The 17901-nt window shown below is 38.5% G+C and carries 17 protein-coding genes; 13 read left to right on the top strand and 4 right to left on the bottom strand.

The genetic code is table 11. The features are described 5' to 3' along the window. Nucleotides 1-32: 32 nt before the first annotated feature. From AC3M61_RS09310 to AC3M61_RS09295, 4 genes are read right to left on the bottom strand one after another with little or no spacing between them, the layout of a single operon-like run. Nucleotides 33-1706, bottom strand: a complete 1674-nt coding sequence (locus AC3M61_RS09310; protein ID WP_500780573.1) for a cache domain-containing protein — start codon at nt 1704-1706, stop codon at nt 33-35. Nucleotides 1707-1758: 52 nt separating this feature from the next. Further along, on the bottom strand, nt 1759-3516 hold the full coding sequence (locus AC3M61_RS09305; protein ID WP_500780572.1) for an ATP-binding response regulator: 1758 nt from the start codon (nt 3514-3516) through the stop codon (nt 1759-1761). A 58-nt stretch (nt 3517-3574) separates the two neighbouring features. After that, nucleotides 3575-4351 carry a hypothetical protein gene (locus AC3M61_RS09300; RefSeq protein WP_500780571.1) on the bottom strand — a complete coding sequence of 259 codons (777 nt, stop codon included), beginning with the start codon at nt 4349-4351 and terminating at the stop codon, nt 3575-3577. A 21-nt stretch (nt 4352-4372) separates the two neighbouring features. Further along, entirely contained in the window at nt 4373-5545 is a 1173-nt protein-coding gene (locus AC3M61_RS09295) for a CheR family methyltransferase (RefSeq protein WP_500780570.1), read from the bottom strand. Nucleotides 5546-5715: 170 nt separating this feature from the next. On the opposite strand from AC3M61_RS09295, the gene AC3M61_RS09290 reads away from it, so the two are divergent. From AC3M61_RS09290 to AC3M61_RS09230, 13 genes are all read left to right on the top strand, one after another. After that, nucleotides 5716-6249: a TIGR00725 family protein gene (locus tag AC3M61_RS09290; protein ID WP_500780569.1), complete on the top strand. Its 534-nt coding sequence runs from the start codon at nt 5716-5718 to the stop codon at nt 6247-6249. A gap of 26 nt (nt 6250-6275) precedes the next feature. Beyond that, nucleotides 6276-7160: a DMT family transporter gene (locus AC3M61_RS09285; protein ID WP_500780568.1), complete on the top strand. Its 885-nt coding sequence runs from the start codon at nt 6276-6278 to the stop codon at nt 7158-7160. Next, a complete protein-coding gene (locus AC3M61_RS09280; protein ID WP_500780567.1) occupies nt 7135-8145 on the top strand; it encodes a rod shape-determining protein in 1011 nt (336 codons plus the stop codon). Before AC3M61_RS09285 ends, AC3M61_RS09280 begins: the two co-directional genes overlap by 26 nt. Nucleotides 8146-8171: 26 nt before the next feature. Further along, the gene (locus AC3M61_RS09275) at nt 8172-8936 is read left to right on the top strand and encodes a flagellar hook-basal body protein (protein WP_500780566.1); all 765 of its coding nucleotides are present in this window, start codon (nt 8172-8174) and stop codon (nt 8934-8936) included. A gap of 23 nt (nt 8937-8959) precedes the next feature. Next, complete coding sequence (gene flgG, locus AC3M61_RS09270; protein WP_500780565.1) at nt 8960-9745, top strand: flagellar basal-body rod protein FlgG; 786 nt, start codon at nt 8960-8962, stop codon at nt 9743-9745. Nucleotides 9746-9909: 164 nt separating this feature from the next. Further along, on the top strand, nt 9910-10611 hold the full coding sequence (locus tag AC3M61_RS09265; protein WP_500780564.1) for a hypothetical protein: 702 nt from the start codon (nt 9910-9912) through the stop codon (nt 10609-10611). A 53-nt stretch (nt 10612-10664) separates the two neighbouring features. Then, entirely contained in the window at nt 10665-11282 is a 618-nt protein-coding gene (gene plsY, locus AC3M61_RS09260; protein ID WP_500780563.1) for a glycerol-3-phosphate 1-O-acyltransferase PlsY, read from the top strand. A gap of 37 nt (nt 11283-11319) precedes the next feature. Beyond that, the gene (locus AC3M61_RS09255) at nt 11320-12855 is read left to right on the top strand and encodes an NHL repeat-containing protein (RefSeq protein ID WP_500780562.1); all 1536 of its coding nucleotides are present in this window, start codon (nt 11320-11322) and stop codon (nt 12853-12855) included. A gap of 27 nt (nt 12856-12882) precedes the next feature. Next, on the top strand, nt 12883-13353 hold the full coding sequence (locus AC3M61_RS09250) for a tetratricopeptide repeat protein (protein ID WP_500780561.1): 471 nt from the start codon (nt 12883-12885) through the stop codon (nt 13351-13353). Then, complete coding sequence (locus AC3M61_RS09245) at nt 13350-14015, top strand: hypothetical protein (protein WP_500780560.1); 666 nt, start codon at nt 13350-13352, stop codon at nt 14013-14015. Before AC3M61_RS09250 ends, AC3M61_RS09245 begins: the two co-directional genes overlap by 4 nt. Then, on the top strand, nt 14002-14796 hold the full coding sequence (locus AC3M61_RS09240) for a lysophospholipid acyltransferase family protein (protein ID WP_500780559.1): 795 nt from the start codon (nt 14002-14004) through the stop codon (nt 14794-14796). Before AC3M61_RS09245 ends, AC3M61_RS09240 begins: the two co-directional genes overlap by 14 nt. Then, nucleotides 14777-15388: a bifunctional nuclease family protein gene (locus AC3M61_RS09235; protein ID WP_500780558.1), complete on the top strand. Its 612-nt coding sequence runs from the start codon at nt 14777-14779 to the stop codon at nt 15386-15388. The genes AC3M61_RS09240 and AC3M61_RS09235 overlap by 20 nt, the downstream gene beginning before the upstream one ends. Nucleotides 15389-15432: 44 nt before the next feature. Then, on the top strand, nt 15433-17874 hold the full coding sequence (locus tag AC3M61_RS09230) for a hypothetical protein (protein WP_500780557.1): 2442 nt from the start codon (nt 15433-15435) through the stop codon (nt 17872-17874). Nucleotides 17875-17901: the final 27 nt, after the last annotated feature.

The following is a 17901-nucleotide window of genomic DNA, read 5'->3' as shown; positions in this document are numbered from 1 at the left end:
TATTAAGATATTGCAAATATATTTTAATTATTTTAGTCGTTTGCTGAGGAGCTACGATGTTCACGAATTTGCACACGGAAATTTTCCACACTTTCCTTTATTTTGAGTATTGCTTCCTCTAATTGTTCGATACCGGAGTAGAGTTCTTCAACCGATTCATGCGCGAGCCTGGAAGCGTTTACAAGTTTCTCAACGTTCGTCACGGATGCTTCTGAGACCTGTCTGATGTTATCAATAGATTCTCTAACTGATGATATTCTTTTTACGACCTTTTCTGTTATGAGAGTTGTGGATGTGATTATATTTTCTACGTTTTCTAGTGAATGTTTGCTTTCTTTTGCAAGGTTTCGTGCACTGTTAGAAAGTTCCATAATCATTTCTGCTATCCTTGCCAAGCCTTCTTTATCAATATTTTCTTTACTAGTTTCTATAGACACGTTTATCGCTAAAACTGTGATATTATCTGAGATATCGGTTATTTTCTCAGAAAGACTGCTAAGTGTTTCTGTTAGTGTAGCGAGCTTGGAAGTATATTCTGTTATCTGTTCAATTGTGCTTGTGAATTCGGCTAATCCCTTAAGTGTTGCTTCAGTTTCGGCTCGGCTTTCTTCAATGTAGTTAGAGAATTCTTGCAACGCTTTATCTACATCTGTAACTGCAGATTCCGTATTTTCAGCCATGGCTTTTATTTCGGATGCGGATGAAGATGTCTGAATTATGTTTTCGGAAAAGTCCTGTATTAATTTTGCACTGGCATCAGAAAAAGTTATCTGTTCTTTCGTATTTCTGTACAAAATTATAGACATGAAAGCAAGAATTACAGTTACTGCTGAAATACCCACCAGAATAAGTCTTTTGGCATTTACTTGCTGTGCGTAGATATCTTGCAATGGGATTTTGAATAATAGAACAGCAGCAGTTTCACCATCTATGTTTTTGAAATGAGTTGAGAGGTATAAGTAACCATCTCTAAATACGAAATATCTCTCGTCGGACAAAAACTTTTCAAAATCGATTTCGTTCATAATTTCGATAGTGTCATCCGTTTTGATGATAGTAGGTTTTTCGAGCTTACCTAAGTGGTCGTACAAGATAATGAGCTCGCCATAACCACCAAGGGCCTTTTCCAAATCTTCAAGAAGGCTTTTGTCGTATATTATTCCTGCTTCTACTATACCTATAAATTCTCCGTCAACTATCACTGGTGATATTGCGCGTAAAACCAAGCCTATTATACCCGGTTCCGCACCATTTAATTCTTTTTTTGTCTCCTTTACTTTCACAAGCATTTTTCTGAAAGAGAGGTCGTCTCCATACAGTTCTGGTTTGTGAAACCTCAGGAAAGAAGTTAAATCTGCATTTATAAAGTGAAGCTGGCCAATTCCTTTAGATTTAAGATTTTCGTAGAGTGGTAACAGATAGTTATACAATCCCTGTCTGTCTCTTTTCTTGAATAGTTCTATCGCACGTTTATCACTCAGTATGATATCAACAGTTGCTTTTACGAAATGTGTTGATTTCACAAGAGTTTCGATTTGAGCATAAATTAGCTCTCTTGTCTTTTCAAACCATTCATCGTTAACTTTTTCGGTCACATAAAGGACCTCAAAGTAAATCGAAAATAAGCCCAGAACTACTAAAACCAAGAAAACTACAGGTAATAAAACTACAGGTAATAAAGCAGCTCTTCTTGATTTGTTTTTCATGATGGTCCCCCCGAGATTTAAATTTTCCAACAATTTTTCATGGTTTTAAACATTACTGGATAAACTTTTCAATCAAACGTACCAATCTTTCAGGTGGTTCATCTTTTGAAAGGTACGCGTTCGCTCCAACTTCTAATCCTTTAGAGAGTTGTTCGCTTGTAAGAGTGCTAAAGATTATTATCGGCACGTCCTTGTTTAGTTCCCTTATTCTCCTTGTTGTTTCAAAGCCGTCGATACCAGGCATTTCAACATCGCATACAATAACATCTGGATTTTCCTTTTTAACTATTTCAATGCCTTCAATTCCATTTTCCGCTTCGAAAACGGTGTAACCAAAGTTTACTAAGAATTTTCCGAGTATAGTTCTTGTTACCACGGAATCGTCTATAACCAAGACTTTGCGGACTTTTTCCGAAGGTTTCTGGAGTTTAAGGAATTGCTCCGGTGATATTATTGGCAAAGGATAGACAAAGATATTTTTTACAAAACCCTTTATCATCCCATAACTTTCACTAGAAACCTGCCCATCGAAGATGCCTATTAAGTTGCTCACTAAAAGAGCTTTGTTATTCTTCGTAATGACTGCGAACCGTGGTAGTGTACAACTGAAGGTTATATCGTACAATTTGTCTTTGTGCTTGAGCTGTCCATCTTTGATTTCCGCTTTGCTAACGATTTCCAATATATCTTGTAAATCGATGCAGAACCGCAATTCATCAGCTTCTACAACGAGAACTCTCACCAAGAAGGTCTTGATTGGGAAATGGACGATAAATTTTGTTCCTTTGCCTGCTGCTGAAACAACTTCGACATCTCCGCCTCGTGCTGTTGCAAAGTTTTTCACAACATCGAGTCCTATACCTCTGCCTGCTGTTTCATCTGTTTTGTCTTTCGTAGAAAAACCTGGGACAAAAATAACTTCTTCCGGTTTTAGATTACCCAACCCTTTTTCTATAGCTTTTTGCCTGATTTTTTCAAATTCCAATCCTCTTCCGTCATCTTCAATTTCTAAGAACAATTCGTTACCCTGGACATAGCTTCTGATTATTATTCTTCCTACTTCGGGTTTTCCTTTTTTAGTGCGTTCCTCTGGCAATTCTATACCATGCGCAATAGCGTTTCTCACCAAGTGGGTTAGCATGTTCAAAAGCATTTCGGAATCTTTCTTTTCGATTCTTTCTTCGCCTATCTGGAGTTCGAGCTTTACTTTTTTCTTATTCGAAAAGGCTTCTTGCATAACTAAGACTTCGAAGTTCGCAAGGATTTGTCTTAGCTTGACGTAGAAAGTATTTTCAAGTATAGATACGAGCTTTTGTTTTACGAGTCGAATTTCGCGGAGTGCGTTTTGAATATCCTCACGCATGAGACTGTTTTCTGCGCTCAGTGTGTTTGAGAGTAACTCCTGAAGTAGTTCAGCAGGGATGGTTTCGCTTGAAGTTACGTAAGCTTTTGCTTCTGATGGTATTTTTCTACCTTCTATGATATCCAAATAATGCTGTAATTCATCATCTGTGAGGTCAGAATTTTTTTTGAGAACTTCTGGAACCACCATGAGTAACTTCAGCATGAAGTCTTCTGTTATCACATCTTCACCGTTCATTTGTCGCTTGAAGTAATCTTCGATTTTGTGAAATAGTTGTTTAAATTTGTCGAAACCGACAAGGCTTGCAGAACCTTTTATCGTATGAAAAAGGCGATAAATCTCGTGTATCGAATGTGGGTCCTTGTTTTCGATGAATGATTTAATCAAATTTATCGCTTCTTGCCCTTTTTCGTTCAATTCTTGAAGGAATACTTCCAAGAAGTCCATGCCATCATCCCTTTGTAAATTTTTTAATTTTTTATTTTTACTTGCCGACTAAAGGTAGTTAGGACTGCTCAAGGATTTTGTATATACCTTCCGGAGTTTCAAGATACGTTTCATTGGAAGTTTCTTTGGTTAAAATATTACCATCGGAAATGGCTACTTTTGAAGTTCTATATGCAACGTTTTGCGTTATTACAACGAACTTCCCGGCGTCGATATTTTTGACAGGGATAATTTTATTGTAGTCTATAAATCCATCCCATTCTTCCGTTTTAAAAGGTGTAACTACATCGGCAGGTAGGATATTTAATACTTTTGGTAAAGGTATCGCAAACGTGTTACCAACTATTATATATTTGCTTTTCAGTTCTCTAATGTGTTCTTTTTCCTCACTTTTCTTGTCTTGTTTTACCACGCGTGCCGTTTTGGGAAGGGTAACGTAATATGTGTTGTAAACGTAATAGTGTTGTTGTGTGTTGTCTTCAACGGCAACAATAACCCCGCTGTATTCACTCAGCTTTCTGAACTGGTCGTCTTTATTTAACGGAGTATCTGGCGAAAATGGGATAGGAACTGCTTGGGCTTTTTCGATGATTCTTGTGACACCGAATGCGTATTCTTTTAATATCAAATAATATTTGAACACAGGTTCTTCTAAGCCACTGTGTGTTACAACAGGGTAAAGGAAACCATCGTGTAATGCGAAACCGAAGACTTCTATCTCCCTTGGTGCTGGAAATGCAACATCGCTGACGCCAATTACTAAGCTCGAATCTATTGCTAACCGGACAACTCCGTTTTTGTGTTCCACTTCACAAAAATAAAACTCTTGTGACATCGAACCACCTCTTTTGATTGCTTACTTTTTCAACTTTGTTCGAAAGTCTAAAGCATGTTTGAGTTGCCATATCTCATCATCTGCACTGTTTAAAAAAAGAGCACGTTGCAACGATTGTTTCGCACTCTCGATATCGTTCAGTTCAAGTTCAATCAACGTTTTGTATTTCCAGAGCAGATAATTGGTTTGGTATTTCTTACAGGATTCTTTTATTATGTCGTATGCCTTTTGAAATGCCTTTTTTGAAAGATATTCTTCGACTAACTTGATACGCTCCTCTAATTCTATCCCCTCAAATGTTTTTTTGAGTAGTTTGGCAATCTCGATTTCTTGCTGTTTTTCACTTTCAAGTTTTTCGATTTCTGTTAACTTTTTGTGCCTTCCAAAGAATGTGGATTTAGTTGTCTTGATTTCTGGATGTTCAGTTTGTTTTGATACTTTTTTGTAAAATGTTCCTACGTCGTTAAAAGCGGGGGAGAAGTGTTCTAAAACTTCTGGGAAGTATTCACCCGCACCAAGTATTAAAAATCCACTATCTTTGAGCAACGTAGAAATTTTCTGTATTACTATATCGATTCGGTCTATGTAAAGTAAGACACGTCTTATAAAAATTATATCAAATTTTTCACGCTTTCCAAAAAAGCTATGTTCAGCATCTAAAATATTGCCGTGAAAAAATTCGATGTTATGTCTGTATTGTTCTTTAACGCAGTATTTACCATCTACAACATTGAAATATTTTTCTATCTGTTCTTTTGAAAGAAAGCGAACGCTCCAGAAGCTGTAGCAACCTACCTTGGCTTGTGATATTCTTTGGAAATTGACATCAATACCTTTTATGGAACACTCTACCCCAGCTTCGTTACAAACTATCGCAGTTGAGTAAACTTCCTCACCCCGAGAACAACCTATGGATAGTAGATTCCACGAAGGTTTTTCTTTTAGTATCTTTCTCAGTTTTTCGAAAGTTTGGATATCTCTGAAGAAATACGACTCTCCTATTGTTAAGTTCTCCAAAACAATGGATTCAAGAAGCACGGGTGTAAGTATTTCAGAAATTGGTTTGATGTTTTTTATGAGTCTTTCAATATGAATTTTTTGAGCCTTTATACCGTGCTTTTTTAGTATTTCTTCAATCTGGTTTTTAAGCATTGCGTTTTTTGAGCCTTCAAATGTGCTCAGGATATTGAGCATACTACCATTTCCCTTCGTAAAACTTTGTCAGAAATAATTATACCACTTTTCAGATAATTCCAAGTTATTATCGGATTAAATCATCTGTAATTATTTACGTATTTATGATATACTTTCAAAATAGAGCGGAATTAACTCTCAAGTAAAACTTAGGCGATGGAGGGAAACTAATGGATGCACGGAAAGTAAAGAACGTAGGCGTGATAGGATACTCAGGGAATCCAAACGAGACTCCAGTTAAAGAAATTGCCGAGCTCTGCCTAAAACTGGGAGAAGAACTTGGCAGAAGATATCACGTATTCACCGGTGGAAGAGATGGTGTGATGGAATTAGTTTCAAAGGGTGTGAAATCGGTTGGGGGATTTTGTGTGGGCGTACTCCCATGGGAGGGAGAAGATTCGAATGAGTACAACGATTTGGTTATAAAAACAGGATTAGATTTTCAGATGAGGTCATTTATACTTGTTAAGAGTGTTGATGCTGTGGTATCTATGGGTGGAGAGATAGGAACGGCTATAGAAATTTTAGCGGCATACGCGAATAGAAAACCTGTAATTCTACTTCGGGGAACGGGTGGTTGGACAGATAGAATTGCAGATGTTTTGATTGATGGGAAATACCTTGACAACCGAAAATTAGTGGAAGTATACCAGGCTTGGAGTGTAGAAGAAATTGTAGGAATTCTTGAAAAATTATCAAAATAAAACCACCAAGGGAGAGGGAAACGAGTATGTTAGGTTCCATCGAATATAGACTGAAGGAGACTTTAAAATATCTTCCAGTTGTTCTTGTGACTATTTTTTGGGGTGCATCGTTTGTTGCTACGAAATTTGTTGTTAATGTTTTCGAACCATTTCCCGCGGCACTTTATAGATTCGTGATAGCGCTGTTGGTACTTTTACCATTCACTAAAAAGAGAAAGATAGCAGATATTAATGCTTTTTGGTCGGGATTCTGGGGTATCACTATGTATTTCGTTTTTGAGAACACAGCGCTAAGGTATACCTCACCAACAAATGCGGCGGTTATCGTCTCGAGTGTCCCACTTTTGTATGTGTTGTTCACTCACATATTTCACAAAGTTAAAACCAATAAGTATCATTATCTGGGTTCTGTTTTAGCATTTGTCGGAGTTGCTCTTGTTATTTTGAACGGACGGCTGATGAAGCTTAATCCAGTAGGTGATATTCTTGCATTTGGTGCAGCGGTTTCTTGGGTATTCTATACTCATTATGTGGTTAGGATAAAGGATGTGGCGGGGATTGACCAGACATTTTCAATTACATTTTGGGGCGTTGTGACGCTGGTTCCGTTTTCTCTTTTACAAAATATGCAAGCTAAATTCGAAATAAAGAGCGTAGTTAGTTTGATTTACCTTGGTATTATTTGTTCTGCACTCGGATATTTGTTGTGGAACAAATCAATTGAGATGATAGGTGACAGAAAGACTACAAATTTCATATATTTCATCCCACTAGTAACGGTTATATCAGAGTTCGTGTTGATGAAGTCAAAACCAACAATTTACAACATCCTGGGAGTGACAATGTTGATATTAGGATTATACATCTTTGAAAGGGGAGAAAAGTATGGCAAAGAACGATTTGGGAATTGACCTCGGAACGGCGAACTTCATAGTCTACCAACAAGGTAAGGGTATCGTATTGAACGAACCTTCCGTGGTAGCTATCGAAAGGAAAACTGGCAAGATTTTGGCGATTGGCTCTGAGGCGAAAGAGATGTTTGGAAAGACTCCGGAAGACAAAATTTTGGCGGTCAAACCAATGAGGGATGGAGTTATCGCAGACTATACCATCATTGCAGAAGTACTTAAATACTTTATGAAAAAGCTCAACAAAGGATTGTTTTTCAAATGTAACATGGTCATAGGTATCCCAACAAAGACAACGAGTGTTGAACAAAGAGCAGTCTACGATGCGGCATTAAAAGCGGGAGCAAAACGAGTGCATATCGTTCTTGAACCAACCGCTGCTGCTATTGGAATCGGACTCGATGTAATGAAACCGATGGGGAACATGATTGTAGACATCGGTGGTGGTACTACAGATATCGCCGTGATAAGTATGGGAGGAATCGTTGTTGGAGATTCTATAAAACTTGCCGGTAATGCTCTCGATGATGCTATTGTTAAAGGCGTTAGAAGAAATTTCGGATTGCTGATTGGTGATACAACAGCGGAGGAGATAAAAATAAGAATAGGAAAGGTTCATCCGGACGTAGAAGATTTAGAATTGGAAGTAAAAGGAAGAGACGCGGTAACAGGACTTCCAAGAACAGAGGTAATTAACTCAACGGATGTTTATAAGATGATTCGACCTGTGGTTGATAACATCATTTCGAGGATAAAACTTGTGCTTGAAAAGACCCCGCCTGAACTTTCGGCTGATATTGTGGAACATGGGATTGTATTAACTGGTGGCGGTGCGCTTTTGAGAGGAATTGACAAAGCTATAGAAGAAGACATTGGCGTGCCTTGCAGAGTTGCCGACGAACCATTACTGTGTGTTGCGAAAGGGACTGGTAGGTTACTGGAAGACGAAGAATTGTTGAAACATGTTGCAGTAACTTATGAAAAATAAGCTTTGATTGAATTGGAGGGATTTCTTTGTACCGTGGTGTGTACACAGCGGCGATGGGGATGCTTGCCGACGTAACAAAGATGGATGTTTTGTCAAACAATTTAGCAAATGTTGAAACAAACGGCTACAAAGCCGACACACCTACTTTCAGAGCTTACCTGACACGTGAGATATATCGTATTAAGCCTGAGCCTGAAAATAAAAGGGTCGAATTTTCAAAAATAGGCGATGTCGAGCAAGCTATCATCGTCGATGAGATTCGTACACACTACGCACAAGGTATTATAGAACAAACTAATATTCCAACGCATTTGGCTATAAGTGGTGAAGGCTTTTTTGCAGTCAGAAAAGGTAACGAAGTGTTTTACACAAGGAATGGAGAGTTCATTGTAAATAGCAACAGGCAACTGGTAAATACACAGGGTTACTATTTGCTCGATACAAACGGTCAAACAGTTACACTTCCTGAGAATGGATACATTGACGAAGCAGGAAATGTTTACGATGCCAACAGGAATATTGTTTCAAGAATAGCTATCTACACACTTCAAAATCCAAGAAAAATGGGGGAAACCCTCTTCACCGGTCAAGCACAAATAGTAAATATAGATGACCCGAATTCGAATCTTAGGATATTACAAGGATATGTAGAAAAATCAAATGTGAATGTCGTTCGTGAAATGGTGAAATTAATAGAGGCTCAAAGGCACTACGATGCAACATCGAAAGCGATAGTGATTCATGATGAGTTACTGAACAAGGTCATAAACAGTGTAGGGGCTCTAAGGTAATCAAAAGGTGAGGAGGGGTATAGATGATTAACAGTTTATACACTGCAGCAACGGGTATGTGGGCTCAGCAGTTCAAGATGGACACAGTTTCAAACAACATCGCAAACGTTGATACTGCAGGATACAAGAAAGTCAAAGCCGAATTTCAAGATTTAATTTATAGTTATTCGAAGAACGCAGGTGCCGCAACTGCTCAAAATTCAACGACACCAACAGGTATCTACGTTGGTCATGGAGTCAGACTTGCAGCGACAACAAGACTCTTTACGCAGGGAAATATAGAAAATACAGGTAATGCGCTAGATTTAGCTATCAGTGGTGATGGGTTCTTCCAGATACAACTACAAGATGGAAGAATTGCCTACACAAGGGATGGTCAGTTCAAGATAGATAGCCAAGGCAGAATTGTAACAGCAAATGGTTTGCTCTTGTCACCTGCCATCGTGGTACCACAAAATGCGGTTTCACTTACGGTTTCACCGGATGGAATCGTCTCCGTTGAGTTACCTGATGGAACGATTGAGCAACTTGGGACGATAACTTTAACGCGGTTTGTCAACCCAGCTGGTTTAAAATCGATAGGAGACAACCTATACGTAGCAACTGCGGCAAGTGGAGAACCAATTGAAGGAACCGCTGGTCAGGACGGATTTGGAACCATTATGCAAGGATACGTTGAAAAATCAAACGTAGATGTGGTTAAAGAAATGGTTGACATGATTACCGCAATGAGGGCTTACGAGTTTAACTCGAGGTCAATCATGACAGCAGACCAAATGCTCCAAACGGCAAGTAACTTGAGAAGATAATAGCTTAGCTTTATAAGGCAAAGATAATCTAACCCCCGAGGTGTGTGCCTTGGGGGTTATTTTTAACTATGGTTTGGTAGTTTATACATCGAAATATTGTGATATAATATTGTGGAATATTTCGAGAGTAAAAAGTTGTAAAGCAAAAGGAGGAGCAAAGAATCGTGAGTGGTGATGAAAAGCTTTTCGATGATTTTGACAAAGATAACGGAGGATACGACCAAGAAAGAAATGAGGCACAAGAAAGAGAAAGAGAGGAGCTGATACGGAGGATAGTTGAAGAGAAAGGAGAAGATGCTTACGATGAAATGATAAGTTTGCTAGAGAAGGAAGATGATGACCCCGAAGTAAGAGAAATTGTTACTGAGGTCTTGTACAGGTTAGGTGATAGGATAGCATCAAAGTTAGAAAAGACAATTAAAGAAAAGATAAAAAGCGGAATAAAGAACGACGTACCTTTGCTTTACTTAATAGATTTGGCTGGGGATTTGGGGTTAAGAAGGCTGGTAACCGATATTACAAAGGCGTTGGAATTATACGATTTGGAAGAGGCACAGTTGGTTATATACGAAGCCTTAGCAAAACTTGGAGCAGGAGAACAATTTTACCCACTCCTTAGATACATGCTTTTGGAAGGTGAAGAACGATTTATGTTCGGTGCACAAGTTGCGATGGTGCTTTCATACCTTGATATTCCAGAGATTGTAAGTGATTTGGTTCAGGCAATCGATAGTGGGGATTTCAAAGGTGAGGAATTAGAAACCATCAAGCAAGCTTTGAGTAATATGATAAATCTACATCCGAGTTACAAAGAGATTCTTATTACGCTCGTTGGTGAGGATAATTTTGAGAAGTATGTGCGGTAACTTGATGGTGTGATTAGTTTAAAATTGTAGCTTCCAGCGTGGAGGGATGTGGTGTGTCGTTAGTTTGGGCAGCCGTTTTGGGATATTTCATAGGTGCGATACCTTTCAGTTATATAATTCCGAAGTTAAAAGGTGTTGACATAACAAAGGTTGGTAGCGGGAACGTCGGTGGTACCAATGTGCTGAGAAATATGGGAACAAAATACGGTGCACTGGCGATGTTTCTTGATATTATGAAAGCAGTTATCGCTGTTTTGATATTCAAACCATTTGGGGCGCATCCAATGGTAATGGCTGGTGCAATGTCTGTTATTGGGCACTGCTACTCCCCGTTTGTTAAATTCAAAGGTGGAAAAGGTGTGGCGACAACACTTGGGACGTTCTTTGCGGTATATCCTCAAGCTGGTTTGTTCGCACTTGGTGTATGGATCGCAATTGTTGCAGTAACACAATACGTCTCTTTGGGTTCGATTGTTGGGTTACTTGCTGGTGCGTTTTTTGCACTTGTTTTCAAAAAAGATTACTGGGTGATTTTCTTAGCTCTCGCATTGTTTTCTGTTTACAGACACAAAGAGAATATTAAAAGGCTATTGACTGGTAACGAGAGAAAAACGAATGTTGTTGATTATTTCTTAGGCTGGATGGACAAGTTTGAGCGTAAGGGGAAATGAAACCTTGATCCAACACAGGTATGGGATGTGTGTAAAGGTGTTTAATAGGTATTTTCTACTAATCGGTTATCTTTTGCTATTGATAATACCAGTTTTAAGTTTGGCTGTTATAGACGAAGAAACAGCTAGGATGTATTTTACTCAAGCTCTGGAGAAAACCTACGCTGGTGATTTTAAAAGTGCGTATGAATTTGCACTCAAGTCGATGTCTGGTAGGGTGTATGTGGAAGAATTGCCTCATTTTTGGTATTTAAGAGGTAGGTTGGCCATTATCAATGGCTTAGTGGACAAAGCACTGGAAGATTTTAAAAACTTTACGGTGCTAGTCAGAAATGACGACATCAATAACTTGATGGAAAAAGTTGGATATTTTAGAAGGCTTAATTTAGCACCTTCTCAATCATTTGCACTGGGTTATATAGATTCGATAAAAGGAAACGTTCGAGGCATAGAATACTTTCAGACGCCGACAAGTTTAAGCGTTTACGGCGACAATTTGGTGCTTCTGGACCAAAAGAATAAGAGGTTGGTATTTTTTAAAAATAACAAAATGACAAAAATCAAGAAGGTTTCAAAGAATGTGAAACAGGTTTTCTACAACAAAGATGGCAATCTATACCTGCTTGGTGAAAAGTCGTTATACGATGAAAATGAACAAGAAGTGTTAGGCGGTCTTCAAGTTCCTTATATTGCGGGTTCAGACCGTTCTGGAAGCATTTACATCGTTGATTTTGACAGGGTTATAAAATTCAACCCAAACAAAAAGGAGAGTGTTGAGTTTAAGCTACCCCAAAGAACATTCTGTTTAGACGCAGAACTAACTGTGAACAGACTTTACATCTTAGATGCTTTAAGGCAGAAAATAGAAATATTTAGAATAGATACTACGGAAAAGGTTGATGAAATGAACCTTCCGGAAAAGGTATGGTCATTTGAGGTAACTCCATACGGTGATATCATATATCTGGGTAAGGACAAAATCGTTGCAAATGGAAATGAATATCCGATAAAAGATGTAGACTTCATAGAATACTCGTATCCTACACTCTTCGCTATTAAATGGAAAGGGAATGCAGTTGAGCAGTACTTCTTCAAAGATGACAAACCTATATTTGTGAACATCCAGTTAGTTTCATTTGATGAGAATAACGCATATGCTTACATCAGTGTTGAAGACCTTTTTGGTGACGAACTGCATTACATAAGATACGCTTTGGCAATGTATGAACATGATGTGTACGTTCCAACGGATATTTACGCAGAACGAAGAGATATTAGAAGTATGAGAGTTGAAAAATGCACAGGTGAACTCATATCATATAGACTTCAAGGAGTCAAAATTGTTGGAGATTGTCCAATACTTACAAGGTTCACAGGCAGTGTGGCACGCGCTGAAGAACTTCTGGATAAGAAAATACTGTGGGTTGCTAGGTGGACTTACTTGAAACCTGTCCCACCTGGAATTATCAAACTTAGTGCGAAGGTGTCGTTTAAGGAACAGTTTTACTATGACACTATGTTCTACACTCAAAAATTGATACTAAATTCCATAGCGAAATCGAACAACAAATAATCTTTTTACGATTTATTGGTGGTGGGTATGGCACAGATACAACAAGGGAATGAAAGAAACGAAAATGCAGAACTTTTACTCCAAGAGGCGATAAAATTAACCGAGGAAGGCAATTATGACAGAGCTATAGAAATCTATGACAAGCTCATACCTTACGAGATACCGGAAGTTTTTAACAACCTTGGTAATATATTTAGAAGACAAGGGATGTTGGGTAGAGCTATTGAAATGTATAGAAAAGCAATACACATATGTCCGAACTTTTCCATTGCTTACTTCAACCTTGCATGTGCGCTTATGGAAGTTGATAGATACAACGAGGCGGTGATGTTTTTCGAAAAAGCGGAAAAGTTAGGTTTGAAAAGTTTTGATTTAGATGTCCAGCTTGCACTGTGTTATATAGCCCTGGGAAATAAGAAAAAGGCAAAAGAAAGGCTTTCTGATGAGAGGGTAAAAAGCGAGGTAGAAAAGTATGTAGAAGGAGGATTGGAATTGTGAGCGGTTTTAATATGGATGCGATACTTTTTAACATACAAAATCTGAAAGTGTTGAGCGAGTTTTTCGCGTCAAGTTGGCATATTTTTATTCCGTTTTCTGTGTTTGTTCTGCTTTTTCCACATTTGTTCGAAGTAATTACGCTTATTGCCGTTGGGTTAATCGTGGGCTATGGATATATCAGCCCTTTTGTTCTCAGCTTTTTGGAAAGATATCTCCCACAGTTCTCAAACTCTTTGGAAAGTAATTTCTTAATTTACTCGCTTATAGTTTCGGTAGTGTTTGCTGTGATTTTCTATTCGCTGTATAAGTCAATAATTTTTGTGGGAAGTTTCATAATCTCGTTCTTGGCTGGGAATTTTTTACTGAAATCATTTCTGACATCCTACTTGACGCTTCAGTGGTATGTTTACTTAGTCTTTGGCTTACTTGTAGGGCTGATTGGAGGTTTCTACGCAGTTAAAAACAGCTCTAAATTCATAGGACTGATAGCAACTGCGGTGGCTTCATTCATATTGATTTCCATAGGCATGTTCTTTTTTGATAAGTATGTGTTTAATTTAAACAACACATTATTTGCGTGGGCTACGTTTGTTCTTTCGCTATCCCTTTTCTTCTTTAGAATAGCCAAACTGTGGGGTGTGAAGAGCAATGGAAAAGATTAACAGCAGTTATAGAAAGTCGGAAAATATATTTGTAAAACTTTTCAACATCCTTAGAAGTTTGTGGTTACTTGTAGGTGCATTTCTTTACATATTCGTTTACGGCTCTATTGTTTTGCTAATCGGATGGATATTGGGGAAAGAAAAAGGGCGAAAGTTTGTTTTGAAACAGATAGAGATATTTGGAAGGCTTGCATTCAAGCTACTTGGTGTTAAGGTATTTCTGTGTGGTAGAAAGCCCGATGTGAACACAAACTATATTGTTGTTAGCAATCATCAGAGCATATTGGATATCCCGCTTATAATAGGATACGTTGGTCCAACACCGTTTATAGCAAAAAAAGAGCTTGAAAAGTTCCCAATGGTGAACGTTTATCTCAAATACCTTGGCAGTGAATTGATTGATAGGGGAAACGTGAGGCAAACTGCAACGGCGATTCGGGAAGTTATGCGAAAGCTCAATGAAGGTTATCATTTTGTGATTTTTCCAGAAGGGACAAGGTCACCCAACGGGGAAGTTTTACCGTTCAAGCCTCGTAGTTTGGAGATTGCCTTTAAAGCGAAAGTTCCCATATTGCCAGTATCTATTTGGGGAAACCATCTGGTAATTCCAAAACATAAATTGATAGTTAGTGGTAATAAAACAGGTATAATGTTTGGAGAAGTTGTTTATCCAGAAAATTTCAGAAGTGAGGAAGAACTAAGAGCATACGTTGAGAACGTTATAAGACAGGGTGTGGAAAAGTTGAAAGAGGTGATTGAAAATGAAAAGAGCGTTTGTTAAGGCGCTTGTGTTAGATAAGGTTTCGAATACACCTGTTGTCTTACTCGGGATAGAAAATACTAAGAAAATTCTCCCAATATGGATAGGCGCATGCGAAGCGAGTATAATGGCTATAGCTATCGAAAAGGTACCATTTGATAGGCCTTTGACGCATGATTTGATTGTCAATTTGGTCAATGAGCTCAGTTTGAAAATCGAGCGATTTGTAATCCACTCTATTAGAGATAATGTCTTCTACGCTAAAATCGTTCTCAGGGACCTTGTTGTTTCTGAACAAGAAGCTGCGGAAGGTATGAATCCATTTATAGAGATTGATGCTAGACCGTCTGATTGTATAATACTTTCGTTGAAGACCGGAGCTCCGCTATATGTGACAAACGAAATCATCGCAACGGAAGCGATTACTTTTGAAGATTTAAGCGAATCGGAAAATGAAGAAGAATTTAAAAAGTTCATTGAAAATTTGGACATCAGCGAATTCAAGAAACTTTTGAATGACAATCCAGAAGATTTCACAAATTTTGAAGGTGGAGAAAGTGAACAGGATAAGGATAATCAGGATGACGATAACTTTGAAGATTACGATGGCTAAATCGATTAATATGATTAATTTAAAAACTTATGCGGGGGGTTTTGATGCCAAAAATTCCGAAGTTTGATTTTTCAAAGCTCAAAGGTATTTTAAAGTTTGGAAAGGAAAGTAAAAAGGAATCAACAACATCTGCACAAGCCCCTTCAAAAGAAAAGCCCTTAGGAGAAAAGGGTATGAAAGGGTTAGTTGGAAAATTAAAATACTTTCTAAGCACACTTTGGCATAGGAAAGTGCTTTTCTTCACACTTTTAGGTGTGATTGTTCTCATCGTTGTTTTGGGGATATTGTTCTCACGTCCAAAGGTCTCTGAAGCGTTTTTGTCAGAAGGAACGCAGACGGTAGAGAATTTGATTATTTCGATACCACCTGGTGCGTTTCCGTACGAAAAATCGTTCAAGGTTAGGGTTGTTCCTGGGAATTCGGTTCAAGGAATGGTTAGTTCCGGAAACTTTGTTAGCCCTATTTACGAGCTAATACCAAACGATGGAAGATACGATATGGCTACGTTGCCCATAAAGGTCAGATACTATTTCCCATCTAATCTCATTGGAAGTAACGATTCAAATGCTCTCGCTTTTGCCGGACTGAGTAGTGATGGTAAGGTATACAATATAATCCCTGGAAGCTTCATAGATAGGGACAGTAGAGGTTATTTCGTTGAGGCGAGCTTTTTCGTGGTTCCAAGATGGCTGGGAGTTGTATCTGTTCCCGGAAAAGTTTTGCAAACTGGTATCCAGGAAGTTTACCGCGTGGTTTCTGCTTATCCCCCACTTCTTATTATCCCTGGCAGTGATGCAAATTTTGCTGGTTATTACCAATCGGCAAAGGTGACGCCTCTTTCAACATGGCAAGGTGTATTTCCTGACAGGTCGATTTACGTATATAAATACCCGTTGAACGACACGAAATCTTATAATTATACACGTGCATTTAGAGCGTTCCAGCAATCTGAATACATGAAAAGTCCTGTTGTATTTGAGGCGGAACGGTTAGCCCAGGAACTTAAAAGATATCCTAATGTCCAGTTCGATGTGTTAGCTCACGAGGTAGGCGGACTTATACTTTATTATTGCTTAGCGATGCATCCTGAGATAAAAAATATAAGAAAAGTGGCTTATGTCTCCACACCATTTTATGGTACAAACGTTGTGGACCCACGTTTGGCAACAACCATATATGCATCAAAGCCATCTGCAGCTGCTTTGCTTTATAATCTACCGGAATCTATTGTGGCAACGATTCAAGGTTATTTAAAATCTTACATAGAAGCCGTTAATATCTATTACTCGGACATCTTACCTAATTCGGAATTCTTAAAACGTCTGCAGTATCTTCCTTATCGGAGTGATATACCAACAATAGCATACATGGGTAATACCCCTCCTTTGTCGATTGATGTTGGTGGAAGCTTACTTGAGAAGTTTTATCCTGAGCTAACTTTGAATTTGGGAGATGGTGTGGTCACAAGAAACTCAGCACGGCTACCGTACATGACTTTAAAGATATTTAACGGAAGTTGGAACGACTTTTATTCATCTGAACCGTTCATAGAAGAGATAAAGAAGTTCTTTGCCTTTGAAATCCCAGAGATTCCCGCTTACAAAGACGATACGTTTGCAGAGCGTGTTAAAAGTGAAAAAGAGAAAATTTTAGAACGGTTCATTACCTCCGGCCCTGCCGAGGGGTTCTACGTGGATGAATGGAAGATAGGCGATAATCCATACATTAAATTCTTAAGAACCTACAGCTATCCGGGCACTCAGGTTGCCGTTTACGGCGGGATAGTTTATACCGCAGATGAAAAAGGACTTTATGTTGCTGGCACACGAGTATGGGAAGAGTCTGTGATAGGTTTGAAGGAAACAATTGATGGAGTAAGCTATGGGACACAACGAAAGGTCTACTATCGAAAACTCGCGGCTACGGTCACATTTGAGCAAACTCCAGCGGATGATTTCATTGCTACCAAAGATTACGCTATCTTTGCCAAACCAAGGAGCAATAATAAGGTAGATTTTGTTGATAACACCGGCAATGTTCTGGCGACATTGCAAGGGGTTTATGGAAGGGTTATATACGATGGGAATGAACTGCTATTTGTAACAAACCGAGAGGTTTACCGGTATTTCTATGGTATCAAATACACTGCACCTTTGGGGTTAAGGAATAGTTATGATATAACCTATGCTATGGTAGTAGATGATTACATCATAGCAACAACACGTGCGTACGGATTGCTCGTTTTTGATAAGATGGGAAGGTATGCTTACGTTGGTGAAGGATGGATAGGTAACTTGGGCTTGTATAGGTCTGGTAATTTCGTTGTTGCCGTTGGCGACAGTTTTATAACGCTTATAGACTTTTCTGCAAGGCGCATTCACAGAATTGTTGAAGACGTTGCTGGGATAGTTTATGATGCAACCGTTTGGGAAGATAAGCTCTATTTAATGACGAGTGAAGGACTGTTAATTTACAAAATAGGTTAAGATTAAAGACTTCTAAGAACTAGACAC

Source organism: Fervidobacterium sp., from assembly GCF_059913585.1.
Note: the sequence above shows the minus strand (reverse complement) of the source record. Positions and strands in the feature narration are given on the sequence as shown.